Consider the following 22,832-nt stretch of genomic DNA (forward strand, 5'->3'; position numbering starts at 1 on the left):
GACTTTTACCTCCCAAAAAATAAATTTCGTATTCTATTGACAAACCCTGACCCTTTACTTTCCGGGTTTTCTGCCGCCCCCGTGAGATGATGAACCATTGCTCGAAGACTCAACGCCATGTCTGATGCTGGATAACCGACGACGATTGGCATTTGGTTTATGACTGCCTTTCTGACTGTTGAATCCTCGGGAAGTACTCCCAATGATACAATTTCCTTTTGCAGAAATTTTCTCACGGTTTCTTGTAATCTAGTGATCGTTTCAAGTCCTTCTTTCCTGAATTCAGCACGATTGCATAAGAGGTAAAAGGGTTTCCCCTCATCCCTCAGGTAAATATACTTCATCATGGAGTAAGCATCGGTGATGGATGTCGGCTCAGGAGTTGTGACGACGATCATTTCATCCATGGCTAGGAGAAATTCCAGTGTTTCCTTTGTTGCACCTGCACCCATATCAAAAAGGATATAGTCATAATGATGAATGGCATATTCCATTACTTCAAAAAAACGTTCCATTTGCTTCTCTTTCCACTCAACTATATCTTTTAGGCCATTCCCCCCACTTATGTAAGAAATACCATGAACATTTTCACATATAATCTTATTAATTTCTAGTTCTTTTTCCTCAATGTAGTCCATGATAGAGTATGAATGATGACTCCCGAGTAGGATATGAATATTCCCCATCCCTATATCCATGTCAAATAATAGGACCTTCTTATTCTCTTTACCGATCAAAATAGAGAGGTTCGTCGAGATATTCGATTTTCCAACCCCTCCTTTCCCGCTTACAATCGCAATGGTTTTTGCAGGTTTGGAGTCTGTCAGGAGCATTTTCCTCCTTAGGCTATATGCTTGATCTTTCATGGCAGAATCCTTTCATTAGCAATCGAACGATTTCATCCACATTCATCTCTTTAATGTCTTCAGGAACATCTTGACCATTGGTTACGTAAGCTGCGCCAATTCCCGTTTCTGACATCAAATTGATCATTGAACCGTAGCTTGATGTCTCATCTAATTTGGTGAAGATAAACCGATCAATATGAATGGGGGAAAATTGCGATATAATTTCTCTCATATCATTTTCTTTACTAGTAAATGAGAGAACGAGGAAGGTTTCCATCTGTTGATTAAAATCAATAATACTTCGCAAATCCTCAACATATTTCTTCTCCCTGAAATTACGACCAGCTGTATCAATGAAAACATGATCGTAATCTACAAATTTATCGATCGCTTTTTTAAAATCCTCCATCTTATAGACGACTTCCACGGGCACATTCAGTAAACCAGCATACGTTTTCAATTGTTCAATCGCAGCTATCCGGTACGTGTCAGTAGTGATAAAGGCAATTTTCATTCGTTTTTCAATCACTGCTTCCGCTGCCATTTTGGCAAGTGTCGTAGTTTTACCAACACCTGTTGGGCCGATTACATTAATATATTTTCTGCTATAACTTATACCGCCCATTTCAATCCCGTTTAAGTGATGATGAAGGAACTCTTTCACTTCTTTCATCGCCCATTCTTCTATTCCTTCATGTGGAAGAGAATGGTTTGGGATCTTCTTTTCCAACTCGTCCCCGAGTAGATAGAGTGCAGAATCATTTACCTCGTGCTTTTTAAGGTAAAGTAAAATTTCCTGAACAACATCATGAAACTTTTCAAATTGATTCTTAGATTTTAGGGTAGATATCATTTGTTTTAATTCCTTTAATTCTGATTCTACCATTCTAGTTGGTTCAAACTCTGTCTTCTTCTCATACTCTTTCTGAGTCAGCGACGAGGACATCGCTTTTGACCTTACTCTGCTGATTTCCAACTTTTCGCTCGCTACCTCAGGGTCGATGGCAGCGATCACTTCAATCATTTTTTTCTTGAATAACCCAATAAATCCGCCTGTGTAAGTGACTTTAGAATTTAATATTACTGCATCTTCTCCTAATTCCGTTCTAACCTTCTTCATGGCTTCATTCATGGTTGGAGCCGCATACTTCTTTACTTTCATCCTACATTCACCACCCCTAAGCTTTGCACTTCTACATTTGCCTCTAGTTCGTTATAAGAAATGATCGGTACCTGAGGGAAATATCTCTCCGTTAATTGTCTAACGTACATTCTCACTGCAGGTGAACACAGAATGACGGGGGACTCTTCCATCAGGGACAGCTGCTCTACTTGTGAAGCAACAGCTTCCAATATGCTTTGAGAGTCATTTGGATCCATAGATAAATAATTGCCATGCTCTGTCTGTTGAATGGCATCTGCAATCAATTTCTCCACTTTACCGGACATCGTGACAACCTTTAAAGAAGTTTCTCCCTGAACAAATTGGTTCGTGATCTGTCTTGCAAGTGATTGTCTTACATATTCTGCTAACAAATCTGTATCAGAACTCATCTTGCCATAATCGGCAAGTGTTTCAAAGATTATTGGTAAGTTACGGATAGAAACATGTTCTTTTAATAACTTGGAAAGAACCTTTTGTACTTCACCAACGGTTAATGGGTTCGGTGTCACTTCCTCGACAAGGATTGGGTACGTTTCCTGCAGATGATCGATAAGTTGCTTCGTTTCCTGTCTACCAAGGAGTTCGTGAGCGTTATTCTTGATCATCTCCGTGATATGAGTGGACACAACAGAAGGTGGATCCACTACCGTATAGCCGAAGATCTCTGCCTGCTCCTTCATTTCTTCTGAAATCCACTTAGCAGGGAGACCGAATGACGGCTCTATGGTATCAATCCCTTCAATGGAATCATCTTCAACCCCTGGACTCATGGCAAGATAATGATCCAAGAGCAATTCGCCACGGGCCATTTCATTCCCTTTGATCTTCAACCGATATTCGTTTGGCTGAAGCTGAATATTATCCCTGATCCTGACCACGGGGATGACAAGGCCAAGTTCGATGGCTAATTGACGTCGAATCATGACGATCCTGTCAAGAAGGTCTCCCCCCTGATTGGTATCTGCGAGTGGTATCAGTCCATATCCAAACTCAAATTCAATTGGATCGACATTGAGAAGATTCACTACGCTTTCAGGGCTTTTCATCTCATCCTGTTCTACTTCTTCTTCCATTTCCATGATGTCAGCATCATTTTCTTTAGGCGACCTTGAAAGCATATAACCGCCGACCCCTAATAGGGCAGCTACGGGTATCGTTAAGATATCATTGATGGGTGTTGCGATTCCTAGCATGAAAATAGTGAACGCAGATACATAAAGCATGACAGGATAAGCAAGCAACTGGTTCATGATATCCTGGCCCAAATTCCCTTCAGATGCAGCCCTTGTTACCACGATCCCAGTGGCTGTCGATATTAACAGTGCCGGGATCTGGCTGACGATACCGTCACCAACAGTAAGAAGTGAATACCGGGTTGCTGCCTCCGCAATAGGAAGCCCTTGTTGAGTCATTCCGATGATGATCCCGAATATCAAATTGATCATGACAATGACGATCCCTGCGATCGCATCACCTTTTACAAATTTGGAAGCACCGTCCATCGCACCATAGAAGTCGGCTTCCTTCCCCACTTTTTCACGACGGTTTCTTGCATCGTGTTCAGAAATCATCCCGGCATTCAGATCCGCGTCAATGCTCATTTGTTTCCCAGGCATTGCATCAAGTGTAAAGCGTGCAGCTACTTCTGAAACACGTTCGGATCCTTTTGTAATGACAATGAATTGGATGACGATCAATATGATGAATACAACCAGCCCAACAAGAATATTTCCACCTACAACGAATGTTCCAAATGTTTCCACAACGTCCCCTGCTTCACCCTTACTAAGGATCGATCTCGTTGTGGAAACATTTAGACCCAATCTGAAAAGCGTCAATAGTAATAAAAGGGAAGGAAATATAGAAAACTGTAACGGTTCATTCATATTCATGGAAATTAGGAGGACAAGTAACGCAAGTGAAATATTAATAATGATCAATAGGCTTAATAACCAGGATGGAAATGGAATGATCAGCATCGCAACAATTAATATAACACTGGCTAGTACGGATAAATCTCTTGCTGGCATTGTTTCTCTCCTAACTGCTTACATCTGGTTTTTTATTCGGTAAACATAAGCTAAAATTTCTGCTACTGCCTTGAAAAACTCTTCTGGCACGGCATCACCGATTTCTGCCGAATCATAAAGCGAACGTGCTAGTGGCCGATTCTCCACCATGACGACATCATGTTCACCTGCAATGTATTTAATCTTTTGCGCGAGGTAATCCACTCCCTTAGCCACGACAAATGGGGCATCCATTTTATCTTCGTCGTATTTAAGCGCTATGGCAAAATGGGTGGGATTTGTAATGACAACATCTGCTTCGGGAACTTCCTGCATCATTCTTCTCATGGCCATCTCCCGCTGCCTTTGTTTAATTTTCGACTTGATAAGCGGGTCGCCTTCAATGTTTTTATGTTCATCTTTCAAATCTTGTTTGGACATTCTGATATTCTTTTCGAAATCGTATTTTTGATAAAGAAAATCAAACAGCGATAAGAATAACAAAGCCAAAGACGCTGCAATCCCCATTTGGATCGCCAAATTTGCCATCGTTGTCAATGAATCTCCCACCGATTTAAAAGATAGGCTAAGGACTCTGTCGATATTCATCCATAGAATGACAAACGTTATGGCCCCTACAAAAGAAATCTTTAATATTGATTTTAATAGCTCAACGATTGCACGTAAGGAAAAGATTCGTTTGAACCCTTTTATGGGGTCGATTTTCTCTAATTTAGGCTGTAAAGGCTCTGCTGTGAACATAACTCCCACTTGGATATAATTAGAAAACAAACCTGCAAGGAGTGCAATGATCATGACCGGTCCAAGAAGAAGGGCAATTTCCTTCATCAGGTCCATCGTGATGACCTGAACCGTATTTTCGGTAAGTTCCATGAGCATGTATTCCTGAAACGTTTGATGAAACAAATCAAACACAATATCGCCTATATAGGAAGCACTGAAGGTCATAAATAAAAATACTGCAAGTAGGATAATCGCTGTGTTGACATCCTGGCTTTTCGCTGTTTGTCCTTTTTTTCTTGCGTCTTCTCTTTTCTTTGGAGTTGCTTTCTCCGTTTTTTCCCCGCTGAAATACTGTAGGTCTAATGATAGCAACTGCAATTTATGTGCCTCCAATAATTTTCATTAAATCTCTCATGGTCACAAACATCATTTCAAACAGCTTTTGCATGACCGTGAACGTTACACCCATTACAATAAATAAAACGATAAAGGCAACCGCAATTTTTATGGGAAACCCGACAACAAAGATATTTAACTGAGGTACGGTCCTCGCCACGATACCTAATGCAACGTCTACCAGAAAAAGAGTAGCCACAACTGGAATCGACATCTGGAATGCAATGATAAACATGGAATTAAAGGCCGAGATGACATAATCGACTAAGTTCTCATTTCCAAATGGAATCCATGGTCGATCGATGGGAATCAATTGATAACTGTAGAAAATCCCATCGAGCAATAAATGATGGCCATTTAGAGCGAGCAACAGCAATAAAGCGAATGTGTACAAGTATTGTCCGGTCAAAGGACTCTGTGATCCAGTTTGAGGATCGATCACATTGGCAATGGCAAACCCCATTTGAAAATCAATGAACCCGCCTGCAATTTGAATAGCCGTAACAATCATATAGGCAACAAAACCGATCAACAGACCGACCATAGCTTCTTTCATGATCAATAAGAAGTATTGCCCGTTAATTTCGAATGCCTTTGAGTCAATCGTATAATACATTACCCAGGAGAGCACCACCGAAAAAGCGATACGGTGCTGGGCAGGTATATTCCGGTATGAAAATAACGGCATTGTGACAAAAAACGATGATACCCTGACAAATACAAGTAGGTATACCGATAGAATAGGTACGAGTTCTTCCATTCCTTTACCCCACAAACCTTGTCAAGTCTGAAAAAATCTGTGATGTATACGTCACAAGCTTTGTTAACATCCACGGCCCAAAGAAGACAATGCCGATCAAAACGGCAACGATCTTCGGAATGAAGGCAAGTGTCTGTTCTTGAATCTGTGTTGTTGCTTGAAAAATACTGACAATCAACCCGACAACGAGGGCTAACAATAACAAGGGGCCCGATACGATAAGGGTTACGTAGATCCCTCTCTCTGCTATGGAAATTACGGATTCAGCATTCATTAAAACTCACCTACTTAAAAACTTTGTAAAAGAGATTTTATTACCAAGTACCAACCATCAACCAAAACAAAAAGCAAAATCTTGAAAGGCAAGGAAATCATCACAGGTGGCAACATCATCATCCCCATAGACATCAACACACTGGCAACAACCATGTCGATGACCAGGAATGGAATGAAAATCATGAAGCCTATTTGAAATGCCGTCTTGATTTCACTCAATGCAAAAGCTGGCACTAAGGATGTGAGGGGGATATCTTTCACAGATTCCGGTCGCTCAGCACCGGAATACTCGAGAAATAGCTCCAGATCCTTTTGTCTTGTCTGCTTACTCATAAATTCTTTAAACGGAATGGAAGCCTTATCGTAAGCTTCTTCAAGATTAATCTCTTCATTAAAAAGAGGAGTCAATGCTTCATCGTTCACTTCCTGAAAAGTAGGAGCCATAATAAAGAAAGTAAGGAATAAAGAGAGTCCAATCAACACCTGATTCGGCGGCATTTGTTGTGTAGCAAGGGACGTCCTGACAAAGGACAGAACGATCATGATCCGTGTGAAAGATGTCATCAAGATCAGAATGCTAGGGGCGAGCGATAAGACAGTAAATAATAATAATAGCTTTACACTCGTTGAAACATTATCTGCAGAACTGCTATTAAAAAATTCCATGAACTCATTCATCTGAATGATTCCCCTTATTCTTTAATTCCTGCATCATCTTTTTTCTACCTTTGTTTATTTCCTCGAGCTGAGTTCTCAACTGTGACTGAAATGAATTCCCCTCCATATTTGTCGAAGATCCTTTTATCTTGTTGATCCAGCTGGATACCGCCGGTGGCCCATAAGGTATTTGAGGTTCCTGATAGTACGAAAGAATTTCCTTTTTCTCATCTTCATTCGTCACTTCTTTCAAAAGCTGAATATCTTCCCCGACTCCTAATACGAGAACCTGATTGCCTACTTTCACAATTTGCACGGAACGATTACCACCAAGTGGTGCTCCACCTAAATGATTGATTAATTTTGTTTGTTGAAACGATCTGCTCTTTTGATTAATGAACTTCAATAAAAAATAAATAAGTGCAACGACAAATACAAGAGCGACGATCATTTTTAGATAATCTACAAATGTAACGGAAGTGGAAAGCCCTGATTCGGGACTTTCCACTTCATTTATTTGTTGACCATTGCATTTATCCGGATGCTCTATACAATCTTTCACATTATTCACTTCAGCGGATACAGTAAGGCTAGAAGCTCCCGCCGTTAGAAAGAAAAGCATTATACCTAATAAAATTTGAAACTGTTTCACTATCATGCACCTTCTTATTGATGTTAGCTTAGCGCTTTCTGGATCGCTTCGATTACACGATCTGCCTGAAATGGTTTCACGATAAAGTCCTTTGCTCCCGCTTGAATGGCATCAATGACCATAGCTTGTTGTCCCATCGCTGAGCACATGATAATTTTCGCACCAGCATCAATCGTTTTGATCTCCTTCAAGGCTGCAATCCCATCTTTTTCAGGCATGGTAATATCCATGGTCACAAGATCCGGTTTTAATTCCTTATACTTATCAACAGCTTGACTTCCATCCGCTGCTTCCCCAACGACATCGAAGCCATTTTTCGTTAAAATGTCTTTAATCATCATTCTCATAAAGGCTGCATCATCCACGATTAGAATTTTGTTTGCCATTTTCTTCATCCTCCATCATCTCATTAAGAATCATTTCTATTTATTTTAATTTTTTAATTCGATCACTTTGACTAACAATGTCTGTTATCCTGACTCCAAAGTTTTCGTCGATGACCACGACTTCCCCCTTTGCCATCAGTTGGCTGTTCACGAGAATATCTACCGGCTCCCCTGCTAACTTATCGAGCTCAATGATTGAACCTGATGATAATTCGAGGATATCCCTCACCGATCGGTTTGTTCTCCCAAGCTCTACTGTCACTTGAAGCGGGATGTCCAATAACATATTTAGGTTTTTCGTTTCCTGCTGTCCTAAGGAAGCAGGTTCGAAACTACTGAATGTAGCAGGCTGTACATTGACGGGCTCTGAGTACGATGCTTGTCCTCCCAAATGCTGTGGTGATCGATCAATACTCTCTTGAACGAGATTGTTTACAGGTTCAGGCGCTGTTTGAGGACTATCCATAACCGGTGGCGGAGCCGCCGCCACTTCTTCCTGTGCACCACCATTCATTAATTCATCCACTAGACTTCTGGCAAAACTTAACGGCAGAAGCTGCATGATATTAGAATCAATGAGATCTCCAATCTTCAAAGAAAATGAAACCTTCACCAGAAGATCCTGATCCGGGAGATTCTCCTCACCTTCTCCTTGTGGGATATACATGAGGTCAATGGATGGGGGTGAAATATCGACTTTCTTGCTAAATACCGTCGACATGGATGTTGCAGCAGAACCCATCATCTGATTCATGGCTTCCTGGACTGCACTGAGCTGAATTTCACCTAAATCACCAGATGGATTTCGGCCATCACCACCCAGCATCAAATCGGCAATGATTGAGGCATCCGATTGTTTAATCACCAGTAAGTTCACACCTGAAAATCCTTCAGTATATTTAACTTGGATGGCTACATAGGGATGTGGAAATTCTTCTTCTAAATGATTCTTATTAATAATGGATACTTTAGGCGTCGTTATCTCCACCTTCTGATTCAGCAGTGTAGAGAGTGCTGTTGCTGAACTCCCAAAAGATATGTTCCCGATCTCACCTAAGGCGTCTTCTTCCATTGAGCTGATATAATCACTCATGTTGATCTCTTTACGGTCTTCTATTACTTCTTCAGGCTCTGCTGATCCTCGAAGCAATGCATCTATTTCATCTTGCGATAACATATCATCACTCATCATCGTCTTCTCCCCCCTTCAACGAATCTAAAATTTGGACAGCCATTTTTTTATTTGATTTACCAGGCTGAGCCGTAAACTTAGGAATCTCACCCACTCGAATGGTCAAAGGATCATCGATTCTTGTTTTCATTTCAATAACATCACCTATTGAAAGCATAAGGAATTCCTCAATGGTGATATCCGATTGGCCTAATTCAGCGACAATCGGTACTTGCGCTTGCTTGATTCTTCTTTCAAGAAGAGCGGTATCTTCAGGATTACTTTCTTTCCGTTTTGACTCCATCCAATAACTTCCTGATAGCTTCGGAAGAATGGGCTCCAATACAACATGAGGAATACAAATGTTGATCATGCCACTCGTTTCACCTATCGTTGTGTTCAATGAAATGACCACTACAGTCTCATTGGGAGAGACCATTTGTAAAAACTGGGGATTCACTTCAAATTCAGCAAACACCGGATCAACGTCCACCACTGTGCTCCAAGCTTCCCTAAGATTTTCAAACGCCTTTTCAAATAATTGGCTCATGATCCTTGTTTCGATTTCGGTCAAGGACTCAACCTTGTTGACACTGACTCCTCTTCCCCCCATCACACGATCCATCATTGAATACGCAATATTCGGGTTAATCTCCATGAGGATCCTTCCATCCAGCGGAGGCAGTTCATACACATTCAATATTGTCATTTTCGGAACGGAACGAATAAATTCTTCATAAGGAATTTGATCGGCAGAAGCTACATTTATTTGAACATATGTCCTTAATTGAGCAGAGAAATAAGTGGTTAAGATCCTTGCAAAGTTTTCATGGATCCTGGTCAAACTTCTTATTTGGTCTTTTGAAAACCTCAGTGCCCTTTTAAAGTCGTATACTTTGACTTTTTTCTCTTCTTCTTCTTTTTTGAAATCATCCGCACTCATTTCCCCTGTATTGAGGGCAGATAACAGGGCATCTATTTCACTTTGGGACAATATTTCACTTGCCATCTCTTCACCTCCAAACCTTCCACTAACAGCTGCCTTACTGAATCATCATAGAGGTGATATACACTTTTTCTACCGCGCCTTCCTGCATAAGGGAGTTCACTTTGTCTTTCACCTTTGTTTCGACCAATTCTTTCCCTTGTTTTCCTTGCAGTTCTTCTGCTTTCAATTCTGAAAGCTCTTCTATGATAATATTATTCACTTGAAAATCTCTTTTCTCTAGTTCTTTCTTTGCTCTTTTACTATCCGTCTGGATCTTGAATGAGATCCGGATAAAGTCATTGCTCATTAAATTGGTTGTGGTTTCAGGTATGTCTACTGAATTCTCGATCACTTCTTCGATGGAAGGTTCTTTCGCTTTTTCTTCCCCTGAGAATTTCAGTACAACAACCAAAGCAATGACACCCACGAAGGTAATGGTCACCAAAGATATCATCATGATGGTCATAGCTTTACTCTTCATCTTGTACTTCCTCCCTCCTGTGGCAGATTAAGCAGGTTCACTCTTTCATAGAACGTACATGACAGGGCGTTAACCTCGTCCACTGTCTCTTTCACCACATACCGCCTTCCGTTCGATAACAGAATGGTAGTATCCGGAAACGCTTCTACTGTTTCTATGTATAAGGCATTTAAAGTAAACGATTTACCATTCAACCTGGTTAATGTAATCATTCATATTTGGGACTGACCTGTCTGTATGACGATCATCATGACTGATCAGTCAGTCCCTTCCTCCCTTTTAAGGAATTAACGTTTCAAGTTTACAAGCTCTTGCAGAATTTCGTCCGATGTTGTGATGATACGAGTATTGGCCTGAAATCCACGCTGAGCTGTGATCATCTCCGTGAATTCCTCTGATAAATCCACATTGGACATTTCAAGTGATCCGGATTGGAGAGATCCCCTGCCTTCTCCGGCAACGCCTTGATTAGGAAGACCAGAGTTATTGGAAGCCTGGAACAAATTACTTCCAGCTTTCGTCAATCCACCTGGATTCGAGAATGTTGCGAGCGCCAATTGGCTCAAAACGCGTACTTCTCCATTCGAAAATACTCCGTTCACTTCACCGGAAGATCCGATATTGAAGCTTTCCAGATATCCTTCCGAGTTACCATCCACGGTATCAACATTGGCGGATGATGAGCTGTCGAACTGGGTGATTTTGGAGAAATCCAAGTCAATCGATTGAGATTGATTGCCACCTGTTTGATTATTCAATGTGATAGGAAAAGGAACTTGAGAAGTTAACTTCCCTCCTGCATCAAAGGTCAGAGAAGTTGTTTGACCAGCAGATACTGTCACATCGTTTGTCAGACTTGAGATCGTAACACCCCAGGTATTCTGAGCTGTTTTATTCATTAATAATTTAATACTAATATCCTTACCTAGTGAATCCTTTACTTTGGTCTCAAGCTCAACTTCAGCACCAATTGGAGCACTTGACTTTAAATTCCCATTATAAGTGGCTTTGCTCGTTGCTTGAGGTGCCATGGTGGTGTTCGTGTCAATCTTAATATCCGCCGTACCACTCTTATTGACGTCTCCATCTGCATTAACAGGATACCCCTGCACGAGGTTTCCTTGTCCCGTTACCAGGTTCCCATTTGAGTCCAGATAAAAGTTCCCTGCACGGGTGAACATTTCGTTATTCCCTTGTCTTACAACGAAATATCCATCCCCTGAAATGGCGACATCCAATGAACGTCCCGTAGTCTGGAGGCTTCCCTGGGTCTGAATTGTATCAATAGAAGATAGGGAGGATCCAAGACCCACTTGCTTTGCATTCTGACCACCACGGTTAGCAGTTGCCCTGCTGGCCCCTGAAACGGTTTGGTTCATGAGATCTTGAAACGTCACGCGGCCTTTTTTGTATCCATACGTATTCACATTGGCGATATTATTCCCGATGACATCTAATTTCGTTTGAAAATTTTTCATTCCACTTATACCTGAATACATTGAACGTAGCATGAATGTTGTCCCCTTTCGTATGTGCTGCTTCAGTCATTCCACAGCGATAGGCTTCCTTTTTCAGGTCCGGCCTATGAATCAATTAATATCGTTCCATTAATATTGGTAAAAATTTGAGAATGGGCTTCTTCACGATCAAGCGCCGTAATCACTGTTTGATTCTTCGCACTGACGATCAATGCGGCATCTTTCAATATGACGAGCGAATCCTGTACACCCTTCCCTTTTGCTTCCTTCACTTTTTCACCGATTTCCGCCCATGTTTCCCTGGAAATGGAAATGCCCCTTTGCTCCATTCGTATTTTTGCATGTTTACTGACGTGCATTGGAGCCACATCTTGGATCGCTTTATCCAATTGAGTTGCAAACGACGAAGAACCGTGGACAGATGGCTTAGTTGCTTTATTATGGTAGTGAGACGATATTGGTTGCGGTGAACGGTGAAAGAACGTCTTTTCCATGCAACCACTCCCTATGATTCAATTTTTATTAAAGCATCACTGGAGATTTTCTCCCCTTCTGCTGTTTGAAACCATATTTGTGAATCTTTCTTTGAAACAGACTGTACCACTCCGCTCCGTTCTCCTTCTTCTCCATTCCAAGTGACTTTCTTTCCTATTAACATGGATGCACTCACCAGGGAAGAATCCTGGCTTCCTTCAGAATTCACTTGAGAAATATTTCCCGGAGTTAATATCGTACCGTCTTCCATGATGAATTCAACAGAATCCCCTTTAAAGCGAACACCTTTCACAAGTCCTTGTCCTTCTTGTATTTCTGGTGTTTCATTAGAATCCGTTTCAACGATCTTATGCCACGTAACCTGCTTACCTACAAATTGATTGTAAGAAATCAATTGGGTCTGACTTTGATTATCAACGAACTTTTCCATCGTCTGAGTGAGATTCGTCATTTGCTCCAAGGAAGAAAATGTAGCCATTTGAGCGATGAAGTCTTTATCCTGCATCGGATTCAATGGATCTTGATTTTGCAATTGGGTCATCAGTATCTTCAGGAAATCATCCTTTCCTAAAATATCCCCTGCTGACTGCCGTTTTGTCTGCACTGTGGAATAAAGTAAACTCGGATCTATTTTCGTCATGTCATCACCTATATTTCGGTATTTACGAGAAAATCTTTAAAGGATTGATTTTCCTCTTCCTTTGTCTTTCCTGTTTGGTCGGATTGTTGCTGTTTTTGATGCTGAGACTGATGTTGTGATTGTTCTTTGAACTGTCGCTCTGTATCTGAAAGTGCATGGGAGACTTCAATCTTCTCCACATTTAGATTCTGAGCATTGAACGCATGTTTTAACCCGTGAATTTGAGAATCCAGCATTTCTTTCGCTGAAGTAGAAGACGCTAATATCTTCGCTGTCATCACTCCATTATGCTGTAGTAATTCAATCCTGAGGGAACCCAAATGTTCAGGGTAAAGCTTGATTAACATCTTACTCATGTTGGGCTGTGACATTAGACTCGATTTACCCAGGATATTCTGGAACTCTTTCACAAATTGATCATATTGGACAGATCGTCCACCCGATGTCAAATGGATTGAATTGGTTTCCGTCCTAGGCAATACAAAATGAAGATTGGTTCCGGGTATGGAGGAAATACTTTTCTTATCAGCATTCGGAGCATCTATTGCAGGATCCATACCATGAGTTTCTTCTGGTAAGTTCCTTGTATATGATTCTCTTAAAATGCGTGACCAATCCCCCACAGGATGACCCAGCTTTGTAATCGAAGCTTCTACCCCAGTTTGAAGATTCTTCACCATTGCTTTCATCTCTGTTGCTTTTGCTGCATCGGTAACATGCAAGTCCCGCTTTTGAGTGAATAGTTCCAATACTTTGGCTAACTTAATGACCTTTTCTATTTGCCCTTCGTTATTCAACACTTGAAGAGCATTTTGGACTAGAGGCTTAGATCCTTTTACATTCCGTGAAAAGGCGGATTGCAAGAGTTGCAATGTGCCCAGAAGGTTTTCATATGCATCTTCGGCGCTACCTGTAGCAGCCTCGTGCATGGTACCAAACAGGACGGAACTTAATTCAGAAAAAAGCGTAGTGATTGCCTCTGTGCTAACTCCGAGAATATCCGCGATTTGACTGACATCTACTTCTTTCACTTTTGAAAGTTCATCCAGTTGCTTTTGTGTAAGGGCGAGACCCTCTAGCTCATGTGTTCCAAGTAAAGCTTCAAGACCGGTGAGAAATGACAATGACCCTTCTTTTTTCACTTCATTCCCACTGACTTGATTCGAGACGGAGCCCAGAAGGTGTTGGGAAAAGCCCACCATCTCCTTTTTCGTCAAGGCAGCTCCTTTGTTCCCTTTTGAAATAGAGTTTACGCTTTGAATCCCGATTCCGATTTCCATTCATTCACCTCCTTTTAATAAAACATTCCGTCATTCCTCTGTGGAAAGAAGACCCGTGTATCTTGCGGCATCCTCGGGAGGCATTTTTTCCAAAATATCAGCCAGTGTATCCGGTTTGATGTTTGATAGAATCTTCATTGCTTCTTCATCATCCATGTTCATGAGAACAGGAGCTGCGCTCTTAGCAGACATCGCTTCAAAGGTACTGACAACTTCCTTAAAGGCACGCTTATTATCTTCACCAATCTGCCTTAATTCTTCCAGTTCTGCTTTCTGCTGCTGGATGGTTGCCTGAAGTTGTTCATTTTCACTGTCTCTCTTCTCAATCTCACTTTGAAGCTGTGCAGTCTTTGCTTCTTGATCTTCAATAGAAGCATTTAATGAAATAATCCTCTCTTGTAATTGCTTTCGGTCCTCGGTTTCATTTGAAGGGATGACCTTGGACAAGAAAGGGATGTCCGAACTTATCGATTGTGCTTTCTCAAATATGTTTATCCCTGCGAACGTCATGATGACCAAAGCGAAGGTTATTGCAAACAAGAGAGGAATGACGATGATAAAAATAAATCTTTGAAAGCGATTGGATGAATCTTTCTTTTCCTCTTCGATTACCTTTGCCATGAAATCACCTTGCTCTCCGTTTCATATATTGAACGACTGACACTTCGTCTAATTGTTTATTTTCCATCAACTGAATGTCCCGAAGGAAACGACGAAAATCTTTTTCTTTCATTTTTTCGTATTTTTTCACTTCGACATTCATATCTACAAGCTTTTCTTCATACCAATTCATACGGTTCCTCGCTTGTATCACCAAATCCTGATAGTAAGAAATGGTTTTTTCAAGATTGGCGATGAACTGCTGGTGATGTCGAATATTCTGCACGGATAAGCCATGCTGTAATTGAGTCTGCTGCTTTTGTTCAAGCGTTTCTTTCTTCTTCAGGAACTCATAAAGCTTTTCGGCGACGGTTTCAAATTTTTCGATAGAGCCCCTATACATTTCTTGGACTTCATCCTTTTCTTTTTCTTTCAGCATCAATATTCGCTGGAATTTATACTGATAACTCATTCGAATCATCCACCTCTTTCCGATAGCTCTATTAGCTCCTCGACACTAGCAGGAAGAGAAACCTTTTCGTATACTCCCTGTTTCAGGAAGGAAATGATCCCAGGGTAAAATTGGATGGCTTCATCCACTTCAGGGGATGTACCTTTCTTGTATGCCCCGATTTGAATCAGGTCTTCAGAGCTCATATACGTACTCAATAATTCTCTGATCCTAGTTGCAGCTTGTAAATGCTCATGAGTTGCCAGGTGATTCATCAACCGGCTGACACTTTTAAGAATATTAATGGCAGGGTATTGTCCCCGGTTGGAGATTTGACGGTCAAGGACGATATGACCGTCAAGAATACCTCTCACTGTGTCAGAGATAGGTTCATTCAGATCATCACCATCTACGAGAACGGTATAAAATGCCGTAATACTTCCTTGGAGATTGGTCCCTGTTCTCTCCAGTAGCTTTGGTAAAATGGCGAATACTGAAGGCGTATATCCTTTGGTTGTAGGCGGTTCGCCAACAGCCAATCCAATCTCCCTCTGAGCCATGGCCACCCTTGTAGCTGAATCCATCATTAGCATAACGTTCATGCCCTTATCCCGGAAATATTCAGCAATCGCCGTTGCCGTAAAGGCCCCTTTTATTCTCATGAGAGCAGGTTGGTCGGATGTGGCTGCCACTACAATCGTCCTTTTCAACCCTTCTACGCCCAAATCTCTTTCGATGAACTCCCTTACTTCCCTGCCACGCTCTCCTACTAGAGCAATGACATTTATATCCGCTTTCGTATTTCTGGCAATCATGCCTAATAATGTACTCTTCCCGACTCCGCTACCGGCAAAAATCCCTACCCTCTGTCCCTTACCTACCGTCAACATGCTGTCGATGGCTTTTACACCAACCTCCATCTTCTCATCGATCGGAGGCCTGGATAATGGATTGGGTGGGTCCTGTTCCGTATAGGCGGTGCTTAATCCTGAAGGCAATTGACTGCCATCAAGGGGGTGCCCCAAGGGGTCAATCACTTTCCCAATCAAAGAAGATCCTATTTTGATCTCTAAAGGCTTTGATGTTGCTTCAACAAGGCTCCCCGGTGAGATATCTTGCATATTCGTATAAGGCATCAGGATGACTAAATCATCATTAAATCCCACGACTTCTGCCATAATCACCTTTTGCTTCCCACGGGAGAAAATATGGATATGGCAGACTTCACCGACAGAGCTTTCCGGTCCTTGTGACTCAATCATCAATCCGACAACCCGTTTCACTTTCCCGAATTTCTTGAAGGTGGGGATATGAGGGATATGGGAGATAAGATCTACCGCTTTCATTCCACATCACCTTCCAGGAGATGATGAAGCTTCAGTTTTAATTCTCTTAGTTGTGAATCAACACTGACAATGACTCGCCCTTGATTCGTTTCAATGTAACATTCCTCATGTCCGAGATCGTCATTGGCATAAATGAAGCACTGAATGTCAGTCGGGAACATCATTTCAAGTTCGGATTTATTTACGGCAAGCAAATGATGTCTGGAAGGATGGACATGTATCTGGATGTGGGGCAAATCCCTCACTTCCTTCAACCCCCTTTTCACAATGGATAGGAATGCTTCAGGTTCTGCTTCCAGCTTTTGATTGATAATTTTCTCTGCACATGCGATCCCAAGATTGAGGATGACTTCTTCTGCTCGCTGAATATGACCTTCAAACTGTTCCCTGTTCCAATCAGCAATGTCATTTGCTTCTTGCAGTTTCAACTGAAAAACCTGATAGCCTTTCCTCTTTCCTTCTTCTTCTCCCTGAAGGAAACCGGCATTGTACGCCTCCTGCACGAGCTGCTCTCGTTCTGATAACCAATTTTCCTTTTCATACATCAAACGGTCTTCTTCTTGACGAGCCTTCTCCTTCGCCAATTGGATGATTCGTTCAGCTTCATTGGTCGCTTGTTCTATGATTTGATCCCTTCTTAAAGAAGTCTGACCCATTAGGATATCTTCCTTTTGGGATACCTCATTAGTCGGGGTTAACTTTTTAAGAGAAATGACTTTTTTGTTCTCTTCGACGGTTTGAGCTAAGGTAGACTTTATGATCCTAGACAATAATATCGTCTCCTCCACCACGGGCAATGATGATTTCACCGGAATCCTCTAATCTTCTAATGACTGCTACTATACGTGACTGCGCTTCTTCAACATCCCGTAATCGCACCGGTCCCATGAACTCCATTTCTTCTTTAAGGGTTTCAACCATCCGATTTGACATATTCCTGAATACCACTTCTTTCACTTCATCGCTTGACACTTTAAGAGACAGAAGCAGGTCTTCATTGTCACAATCTCGGATGACACGTTGAATGGAACGACCGTCAAGTGTGACGATATCTTCAAAGACAAACATCCTCTTCTTGATTTCTTCGGCTAATTCAGGATCTTGAATTTCCAAAGCATCTAGGATCGTTTTCTCTGTTGAACGATCCACACCGTTTAGCACTTCCACTACCGCTTCAACTCCACCTGTCTGAGTATAATCCTGCGTGACAGTGGCTGATAGCTTCCGTTCCAAGATGGCTTCCACTTCACTGATCACTTCCGGTGAGGTACCATCCATTACAGCGATCCGCCTTGCAATATCTGCTTGTACTTCCTGCGGAAGCTCTGAAAGAATTTGACCAGCCTGTTGCGGGTCCAAATAAGATAGTATCAATGCGATCGTCTGTGGATGTTCATTTTGAATGAAATTAAGGATTTGAGCAGCATCCGCTCTCCTCGCAAAGTCAAATGGCTTGACCTGTAAAGAGGAGGTCAAACGATTGATTATGGCTGAAGCCTGTTCTGTCCCCAACGCTTTTTCCAAAACGGTTTTGGCATAGCCTATACCACCTTGTGAGATGTAATCCTGAGCAATGGCTATATTGTGAAATTCTTCTAATATATCTTCCTTAGCCTCCGTCTCTACCTTTTTCACTCCGGATATCTCTAATGTAAGCTTTTCGATTTCTTCTTCCGACAAATGCTTGTACACCGATGCCGATACATCAGGACCAAGAGAGATCAGGAGGATGGCTGCCTTTTGTTTCCCTGTTAAACCTTTCTCTCTTCTTACCATGTTCATTCCTCCTAATCCTCTGCTAACCAGGTGCGTAACAGTTTAGCGAATTCTTCTGGTTTATCTTTAGCCATTCTCTCCAGCTGCTTCCTGCGAATCGAGCCTTCTGTTTCTTCTTTTGGTTCGATGTCAGGGATTTGGACTGGTTCTCTTGGTTCTTCATATTCCAGCTCTTCTTCAAGATCTTTCTTTCGTGAACGCATTAAGAAAAATACCAATAAAAGAATCACAACAAGGAGAATACCACCGATTACGTACGTCCACCATGGGAGGAACGGTTTCTCTTTTGTAGAGACGTCCATTTTCCCATTGAAAGGTTGAACCGAGACGACCACCTTATCTTCAATGGCCTCGTCTGTCAGTTCAGGATTTTCTTCTTTGTCAATCGAGGTACGAACGATAGTAGACAATACTTGACGGATATCATCGACCCGACCTTGCGGCAACGACGTTTCTTCTTCAGGGTTAGGTGGTTCTACCATGACCTGGATCCCAAGATCCCTTATTTTATATGGGCTTTCAACGATTTCTTTTTTAATCCGATTGACTTCATTGTTGATCGTTTCTTCCATACGTTCATAATCACCATTCGATTCTGAACTGGATCCGTACGTTACTCCGCTGTTGGTCGGTTCATTCGTGTCCCCTGCTCCAGCTGTCCCACCAGGGCTCGCTCCTTCACCTGAAAATGTTTCTGTAATTCGCTGAGCGCTGACCGCAATTCCTTCCATATTTTCTTCATCGACCGGCGTCACCAGAACCTCTTCACGGTTTTCCTGAGTAAAATCAATATCTGTAGTGACTGAAACCACTACCTTGTTGAAGCCGATCAACGTGCCAAGCATATTCTGAACCTGACGTTGAATATCGCGCTCGACTTCTTTCTTTACATTCATTTGTTGGGCAAAATTCCCGCTTCCCATAGAATTATTTTGAGAATCTAAATCAAAATACTCAAAATATTGATTCATGATGACGATATTCTCAGTAGGAAGGTCCGGCACACTCTTTGAAACAAGGTGATAAAGCGATTTAATCTGCTTTGGATCTAATGTGAATCCTGGTTTAGTATCCAACACAATGGAAGCTGATGCATTTTGAACATCATCACTTAAGAAAATCTCCTTTTCAGGAAGATTGATCATGACCTTTGCATCCTGGATTCCGTTTATCCCCTTTATTAGATTTGCTAATTCGGTTTGCATGGCATCCAGTTTCATTACATTAAACTCATTATCCGTCATACCAAATCCGGCATTCTGACTAAAAAAGGTGTAGTCAATGCTTCCTGAGTTTGGAATTCCCTCAGCTGCCAGTTCAACCTTTAAGGTATCCACTTGTTCCTTAGGGACCATGATCGTCGATCCACTATCTGTAATTTCCGAGGGGATTCCCCTGCCATCCAGATTTTCTTTGATAGTTCCCGTTTCTGAAGGGGATAAATTACTATACAAAGGTTCCAGACTCGTCCTTGTTGTAAAATAACTTAACGTACCGATAAGAATAACGGTTATCAGGAAGATGGCTCCCATACTCATTTTTTGTTTCTTGGTTCTACTTGTCCAAAAAGACTTTATCTGATCTGTATATTTCTTAAACGATTCATTCATTACAATCCTCCGGTACTCGACTGCATGAGTCTACTACATTGGCATTCTCATAATCTCTTGGTAGGCTTCCACTACTTTATTACGTACTTCCATCGTTGTTTGCAGGGTGATACTCGCCTTCTGGGAAGCAATCATCATTTGATGTAGATCGACATTTTCACCCCTGACAAGCTTTTCTGTTAATTGATCCGATTGCACCTGCATCTTATTAACTTCATCGATAGAATTCTTTAATAGTTGACTGAAATTACCTGCTCCCTCAGAAGGGGAATTATTTTTTTTTGCAAAGGACGGACTTATAATCCCAGGTGTTATCGAATTAATTTGTTGAATTGCCATAGAATTAAAACCTCTCTCTATTTACCAATTTCCAGTGACTTCATTAACATCGCTTTATTTGCATTAAAGACGGTTACATTGGCTTCATATGACCGTGTCGCTGAGATAAGATCTATCATCTCCCTCAATGGATCGACATTCGGCAGCCTGACATACCCCTCATCATTTGCATCGGGATGCTCAGGGTCATAAACCATCTTAAATGGAGTTTGTTCATCTTCTTCAATCCTTGATACCTTTACGCCATTGCCGACAGAATGATTGTCTCTCGTATTCATGGCCTGATTTAAAAAAGATGAAAACTGATTTTCCTGCGGTGCCATCACTACTGATTTCCTCTGGTAGGGCTGCCACTCCCCGTTCACCATTTTCCCCCTCGTTGTATCCACATTTGCCATATTGGAAGAAATAACATCCATTCGCAAACGCTGCGCAGTAAGAGCGGAAGCGGTTGTATTCATACCTGTAAACAAAGTCATGATCATTTACCTCCTCTAATGACGGATTGCAGACTATTAAATTTACCATTTATCCTATCTGACAGGGCATTAAAGTAAATTTGGTTAGTAGCCATTTCTGACATTTCCTGATCGAGGTCCACTCCGTTACCGTTGTGATTATACTGGTAAGTGGATTTCGTCTTCACAGCAGGATGTTGACTGTCTGAATGAAAGGTAAAGTGGCGTTGATCCGTTCGCTTAGCATCCAGTTGCTGGAGAGACTGATCAAAGACCTTCTTGAACTCTACTTTTTTCGCTTTATAATTCGGTGTATCGACATTTGCAATATTTTGAGAAATGACTTTCTGATTTAACGCAGCGTAATTCAGCCCGTTTTCAAGAGTAGTGAACGTATTGGAAAATAGTTTCACTTTAGGCACCTCTATCCGTTTTTTTGACATGTTTCAACTATTTTTGACAAATTTAACATACAACAGTATTTATTGTAATGTTTAGCAAGATTAGTGTCTATGAATATTCGGTAAATTTTCCTGAAAGAGGCCGATATTCATCAATTTCGTGACTTTTAATCCACTTTTCATCCTTATATTCCCATGGTTGTTTTTTACACATAAATATATTTTTTACCAATTATGTTACAGAAACGTTACATCAACCTTTAAATTGAATCTTTCAAATAATAGAAGATCATCCACGGAATACACAAGAAAACCTCTCCTGGTTTAAAGTGCATGCTTATGCTTGTGATTTGTCTATATCAGTGTCCTGATGTCGAAATTGGTCGTAACATTGTTGTAATTTTATTGTACTACCCATACATTAGATGACAATACCCAAAGACCGATTGCCAGTAGTTCATTCGACTTATTTTCCCTAAACAGTCTGACTTTTCGCTTCATTCATCCCTCATATGTTGTTTCCTAGCCATGTTTTCACTGATTAGATCCCTCTGTTCACAAAAAAAGCTGCTTCCCAGTAGGGAAACAGCTTTTGGATTATTTTAGTTTGTACGCAATTTATCCAATTCAACTAAGAATTTATTGTTTAATACTTTGATGTACGTTCCTTTCATCCCTAGAGAACGCGATTCAATGACACCTGCACTCTCAAGTTTACGAAGGGCATTAACGATAACTGATCGTGTAATACCAACTCTGTCGGCAATTTTAGAAGCTACGAGTAGTCCTTCGTTTCCATTTAATTCTTCAAAGATATGTTCGATCGCTTCAAGTTCACTGTAAGACAATGAGCTGATCGCCATTTGTACAACTGCCTTGCTTCTCGCTTCGACTTCGATCTCCTCGGCTTTTTCACGAAGGATCTCCATACCTACCACGGTTGCACCATATTCACCAAGGATCAAATCATCATCTTCGAAACTTGCTTCCAGGCGGGCAAGGATCAGGGTTCCCAATCTTTCTCCCCCACCAATAATTGGAACGATTGTCGTTAAACCATTCTTGAAGAATTCTCTATTTTCTACTGGGAAAGCAGTATATTCACTATTTACATCAAGGTTAGGAGAGGTTTCCTGAACATTGAACAGGTTTTGAGTGTACTCCTCAGGAAATTGGCGGTCTGCCAGCATTTGTTTCATACGCTCATTTTCGATCTGCTGATTGATGGCATAACCCAACAGTTTACCACGGCGGCTGACAACGAATACATTCGCTTCAATCACCTTACTTAGAGTTTCAGACATTTCTTTGAAATTCACCGGTTTACCGGCTGCTTTTTGCAACATGGCATTGATGGTTCTTGTTTTACCTAATAAATTCATTACATTTCCTCCTACTACAACTTAAGTGTATCTATTATTTTAT

At 41.3% G+C, this 22,832-nt stretch carries 27 protein-coding genes; all 27 read right to left on the reverse strand.

Annotated elements, in window-relative coordinates; translation table 11 throughout:
• Positions 1–5: 5 nt before the first annotated feature.
• A complete protein-coding gene (locus ACIGG7_RS10610) occupies positions 6–866 on the reverse strand; it encodes a MinD/ParA family protein (RefSeq protein WP_397549754.1) in 861 nt (286 codons plus the stop codon).
• Positions 847–2,010, reverse strand: coding sequence for a flagellar biosynthesis GTPase FlhF (gene flhF, locus ACIGG7_RS10615; protein ID WP_397549755.1), 1,164 nt, complete (start codon positions 2,008–2,010; stop codon positions 847–849). The genes ACIGG7_RS10610 and flhF overlap by 20 nt, the downstream gene beginning before the upstream one ends.
• Positions 2,007–4,043 (reverse strand): flagellar biosynthesis protein FlhA, encoded by a 2,037-nt coding sequence (gene flhA / locus ACIGG7_RS10620; protein WP_224941117.1) that lies wholly within the window; start codon positions 4,041–4,043, stop codon positions 2,007–2,009. Before flhA ends, flhF begins: the two co-directional genes overlap by 4 nt.
• A gap of 18 nt (positions 4,044–4,061) precedes the next feature.
• Positions 4,062–5,144, reverse strand: coding sequence for a flagellar biosynthesis protein FlhB (gene flhB / locus ACIGG7_RS10625; protein ID WP_224941118.1), 1,083 nt, complete (start codon positions 5,142–5,144; stop codon positions 4,062–4,064).
• Position 5,145: 1 nt separating this feature from the next.
• Complete coding sequence (gene fliR / locus ACIGG7_RS10630) at positions 5,146–5,922, reverse strand: flagellar biosynthetic protein FliR (protein ID WP_224941119.1); 777 nt, start codon at positions 5,920–5,922, stop codon at positions 5,146–5,148.
• Positions 5,923–5,926: 4 nt separating this feature from the next.
• Entirely contained in the window at positions 5,927–6,196 is a 270-nt protein-coding gene (gene fliQ, locus ACIGG7_RS10635; protein ID WP_224941120.1) for a flagellar biosynthesis protein FliQ, read from the reverse strand.
• 14 nt (positions 6,197–6,210) lie between these two features.
• On the reverse strand, positions 6,211–6,876 hold the full coding sequence (gene fliP / locus ACIGG7_RS10640) for a flagellar type III secretion system pore protein FliP (RefSeq protein WP_224941121.1): 666 nt from the start codon (positions 6,874–6,876) through the stop codon (positions 6,211–6,213).
• On the reverse strand, positions 6,869–7,507 hold the full coding sequence (locus ACIGG7_RS10645) for a flagellar biosynthetic protein FliO (protein ID WP_397549756.1): 639 nt from the start codon (positions 7,505–7,507) through the stop codon (positions 6,869–6,871). The genes fliP and ACIGG7_RS10645 overlap by 8 nt, the downstream gene beginning before the upstream one ends.
• Positions 7,508–7,530: 23 nt before the next feature.
• Positions 7,531–7,893, reverse strand: a complete 363-nt coding sequence (locus ACIGG7_RS10650) for a response regulator (protein WP_224941123.1) — start codon at positions 7,891–7,893, stop codon at positions 7,531–7,533.
• A gap of 40 nt (positions 7,894–7,933) precedes the next feature.
• Entirely contained in the window at positions 7,934–9,085 is a 1,152-nt protein-coding gene (gene fliY, locus ACIGG7_RS10655) for a flagellar motor switch phosphatase FliY (RefSeq protein WP_397549757.1), read from the reverse strand.
• A complete protein-coding gene (fliM, locus tag ACIGG7_RS10660; RefSeq protein WP_224941125.1) occupies positions 9,075–10,073 on the reverse strand; it encodes a flagellar motor switch protein FliM in 999 nt (332 codons plus the stop codon). Before fliM ends, fliY begins: the two co-directional genes overlap by 11 nt.
• A 34-nt stretch (positions 10,074–10,107) precedes the next feature.
• Positions 10,108–10,533, reverse strand: coding sequence for a flagellar basal body-associated protein FliL (fliL, locus tag ACIGG7_RS10665; RefSeq protein ID WP_397549758.1), 426 nt, complete (start codon positions 10,531–10,533; stop codon positions 10,108–10,110).
• Entirely contained in the window at positions 10,530–10,745 is a 216-nt protein-coding gene (locus ACIGG7_RS10670; RefSeq protein ID WP_224941127.1) for a flagellar FlbD family protein, read from the reverse strand. Before ACIGG7_RS10670 ends, fliL begins: the two co-directional genes overlap by 4 nt.
• 75 nt (positions 10,746–10,820) lie before the next feature.
• Entirely contained in the window at positions 10,821–12,044 is a 1,224-nt protein-coding gene (gene flgF / locus ACIGG7_RS10675) for a flagellar basal-body rod protein FlgF (RefSeq protein ID WP_397549759.1), read from the reverse strand.
• A 71-nt stretch (positions 12,045–12,115) separates the two neighbouring features.
• Complete coding sequence (locus ACIGG7_RS10680; protein ID WP_397549760.1) at positions 12,116–12,505, reverse strand: TIGR02530 family flagellar biosynthesis protein; 390 nt, start codon at positions 12,503–12,505, stop codon at positions 12,116–12,118.
• An 11-nt stretch (positions 12,506–12,516) separates the two neighbouring features.
• Complete coding sequence (gene flgD / locus ACIGG7_RS10685) at positions 12,517–13,146, reverse strand: flagellar hook assembly protein FlgD (RefSeq protein ID WP_397549761.1); 630 nt, start codon at positions 13,144–13,146, stop codon at positions 12,517–12,519.
• An 8-nt stretch (positions 13,147–13,154) separates the two neighbouring features.
• Positions 13,155–14,426 (reverse strand): flagellar hook-length control protein FliK, encoded by a 1,272-nt coding sequence (locus tag ACIGG7_RS10690; RefSeq protein ID WP_397549762.1) that lies wholly within the window; start codon positions 14,424–14,426, stop codon positions 13,155–13,157.
• 30 nt (positions 14,427–14,456) lie between these two features.
• Entirely contained in the window at positions 14,457–15,047 is a 591-nt protein-coding gene (locus ACIGG7_RS10695; RefSeq protein ID WP_224941132.1) for a MotE family protein, read from the reverse strand.
• Between the two features lie 4 nt (positions 15,048–15,051).
• The gene (gene fliJ, locus ACIGG7_RS10700; RefSeq protein WP_397549763.1) at positions 15,052–15,498 is read right to left on the reverse strand and encodes a flagellar export protein FliJ; all 447 of its coding nucleotides are present in this window, start codon (positions 15,496–15,498) and stop codon (positions 15,052–15,054) included.
• A 5-nt stretch (positions 15,499–15,503) separates the two neighbouring features.
• Positions 15,504–16,823, reverse strand: a complete 1,320-nt coding sequence (fliI, locus tag ACIGG7_RS10705) for a flagellar protein export ATPase FliI (protein ID WP_224941134.1) — start codon at positions 16,821–16,823, stop codon at positions 15,504–15,506.
• Complete coding sequence (fliH, locus tag ACIGG7_RS10710; protein WP_397549764.1) at positions 16,820–17,593, reverse strand: flagellar assembly protein FliH; 774 nt, start codon at positions 17,591–17,593, stop codon at positions 16,820–16,822. Before fliH ends, fliI begins: the two co-directional genes overlap by 4 nt.
• Positions 17,586–18,599: a flagellar motor switch protein FliG gene (gene fliG / locus ACIGG7_RS10715; RefSeq protein WP_224941136.1), complete on the reverse strand. Its 1,014-nt coding sequence runs from the start codon at positions 18,597–18,599 to the stop codon at positions 17,586–17,588. The genes fliH and fliG overlap by 8 nt, the downstream gene beginning before the upstream one ends.
• Positions 18,600–18,610: 11 nt before the next feature.
• Positions 18,611–20,209, reverse strand: a complete 1,599-nt coding sequence (fliF, locus tag ACIGG7_RS10720) for a flagellar basal-body MS-ring/collar protein FliF (RefSeq protein WP_224941137.1) — start codon at positions 20,207–20,209, stop codon at positions 18,611–18,613.
• A gap of 33 nt (positions 20,210–20,242) precedes the next feature.
• A complete protein-coding gene (fliE, locus tag ACIGG7_RS10725) occupies positions 20,243–20,548 on the reverse strand; it encodes a flagellar hook-basal body complex protein FliE (RefSeq protein ID WP_397549765.1) in 306 nt (101 codons plus the stop codon).
• A 17-nt stretch (positions 20,549–20,565) separates the two neighbouring features.
• Entirely contained in the window at positions 20,566–21,027 is a 462-nt protein-coding gene (gene flgC / locus ACIGG7_RS10730; protein WP_397549766.1) for a flagellar basal body rod protein FlgC, read from the reverse strand.
• A gap of 2 nt (positions 21,028–21,029) precedes the next feature.
• Entirely contained in the window at positions 21,030–21,419 is a 390-nt protein-coding gene (gene flgB, locus ACIGG7_RS10735; RefSeq protein ID WP_224941140.1) for a flagellar basal body rod protein FlgB, read from the reverse strand.
• Positions 21,420–22,009: 590 nt separating this feature from the next.
• Positions 22,010–22,789: a GTP-sensing pleiotropic transcriptional regulator CodY gene (gene codY / locus ACIGG7_RS10740; protein ID WP_149155501.1), complete on the reverse strand. Its 780-nt coding sequence runs from the start codon at positions 22,787–22,789 to the stop codon at positions 22,010–22,012.
• Positions 22,790–22,832 lie beyond the last annotated feature (43 nt).

Origin of the sequence: Rossellomorea sp. NPDC077527, assembly GCF_044542955.1 — a bacterium.
In the GTDB taxonomy this organism is placed as follows: Bacteria; Bacillota; Bacilli; order Bacillales; family Bacillaceae_B; genus Rossellomorea; species Rossellomorea aquimaris_E.

Coding starts and splice junctions, on each gene's coding strand:
- fliE (WP_397549765.1), bottom strand. CDS start 20,548: ATGGCAATTCAACAAATTAATTCGATAACACCTGGGATTATAAGTCCG.
- codY (WP_149155501.1), bottom strand. CDS start 22,789: ATGAATTTATTAGGTAAAACAAGAACCATCAATGCCATGTTGCAAAAA.
- ACIGG7_RS10695 (WP_224941132.1), bottom strand. CDS start 15,047: ATGGCAAAGGTAATCGAAGAGGAAAAGAAAGATTCATCCAATCGCTTT.
- ACIGG7_RS10690 (WP_397549762.1), bottom strand. CDS start 14,426: ATGGAAATCGGAATCGGGATTCAAAGCGTAAACTCTATTTCAAAAGGG.
- fliY (WP_397549757.1), bottom strand. CDS start 9,085: ATGATGAGTGATGATATGTTATCGCAAGATGAAATAGATGCATTGCTT.
- flgC (WP_397549766.1), bottom strand. CDS start 21,027: ATGACTTTGTTTACAGGTATGAATACAACCGCTTCCGCTCTTACTGCG.
- ACIGG7_RS10610 (WP_397549754.1), bottom strand. CDS start 866: ATGAAAGATCAAGCATATAGCCTAAGGAGGAAAATGCTCCTGACAGAC.
- fliG (WP_224941136.1), bottom strand. CDS start 18,599: ATGGTAAGAAGAGAGAAAGGTTTAACAGGGAAACAAAAGGCAGCCATC.
- fliP (WP_224941121.1), bottom strand. CDS start 6,876: ATGAATGAGTTCATGGAATTTTTTAATAGCAGTTCTGCAGATAATGTT.
- ACIGG7_RS10670 (WP_224941127.1), bottom strand. CDS start 10,745: ATGATTACATTAACCAGGTTGAATGGTAAATCGTTTACTTTAAATGCC.
- flgD (WP_397549761.1), bottom strand. CDS start 13,146: ATGACGAAAATAGATCCGAGTTTACTTTATTCCACAGTGCAGACAAAA.
- flhF (WP_397549755.1), bottom strand. CDS start 2,010: ATGAAAGTAAAGAAGTATGCGGCTCCAACCATGAATGAAGCCATGAAG.
- flgF (WP_397549759.1), bottom strand. CDS start 12,044: ATGCTACGTTCAATGTATTCAGGTATAAGTGGAATGAAAAATTTTCAA.
- fliJ (WP_397549763.1), bottom strand. CDS start 15,498: ATGAGTTATCAGTATAAATTCCAGCGAATATTGATGCTGAAAGAAAAA.
- ACIGG7_RS10650 (WP_224941123.1), bottom strand. CDS start 7,893: ATGGCAAACAAAATTCTAATCGTGGATGATGCAGCCTTTATGAGAATG.
- ACIGG7_RS10680 (WP_397549760.1), bottom strand. CDS start 12,505: ATGGAAAAGACGTTCTTTCACCGTTCACCGCAACCAATATCGTCTCAC.
- fliL (WP_397549758.1), bottom strand. CDS start 10,533: ATGAAGAGTAAAGCTATGACCATCATGATGATATCTTTGGTGACCATT.
- fliQ (WP_224941120.1), bottom strand. CDS start 6,196: ATGAATGCTGAATCCGTAATTTCCATAGCAGAGAGAGGGATCTACGTA.
- fliM (WP_224941125.1), bottom strand. CDS start 10,073: ATGGCAAGTGAAATATTGTCCCAAAGTGAAATAGATGCCCTGTTATCT.
- fliR (WP_224941119.1), bottom strand. CDS start 5,922: ATGGAAGAACTCGTACCTATTCTATCGGTATACCTACTTGTATTTGTC.
- fliI (WP_224941134.1), bottom strand. CDS start 16,823: ATGAAAGCGGTAGATCTTATCTCCCATATCCCTCATATCCCCACCTTC.
- flhA (WP_224941117.1), bottom strand. CDS start 4,043: ATGCCAGCAAGAGATTTATCCGTACTAGCCAGTGTTATATTAATTGTT.
- fliF (WP_224941137.1), bottom strand. CDS start 20,209: ATGAATGAATCGTTTAAGAAATATACAGATCAGATAAAGTCTTTTTGG.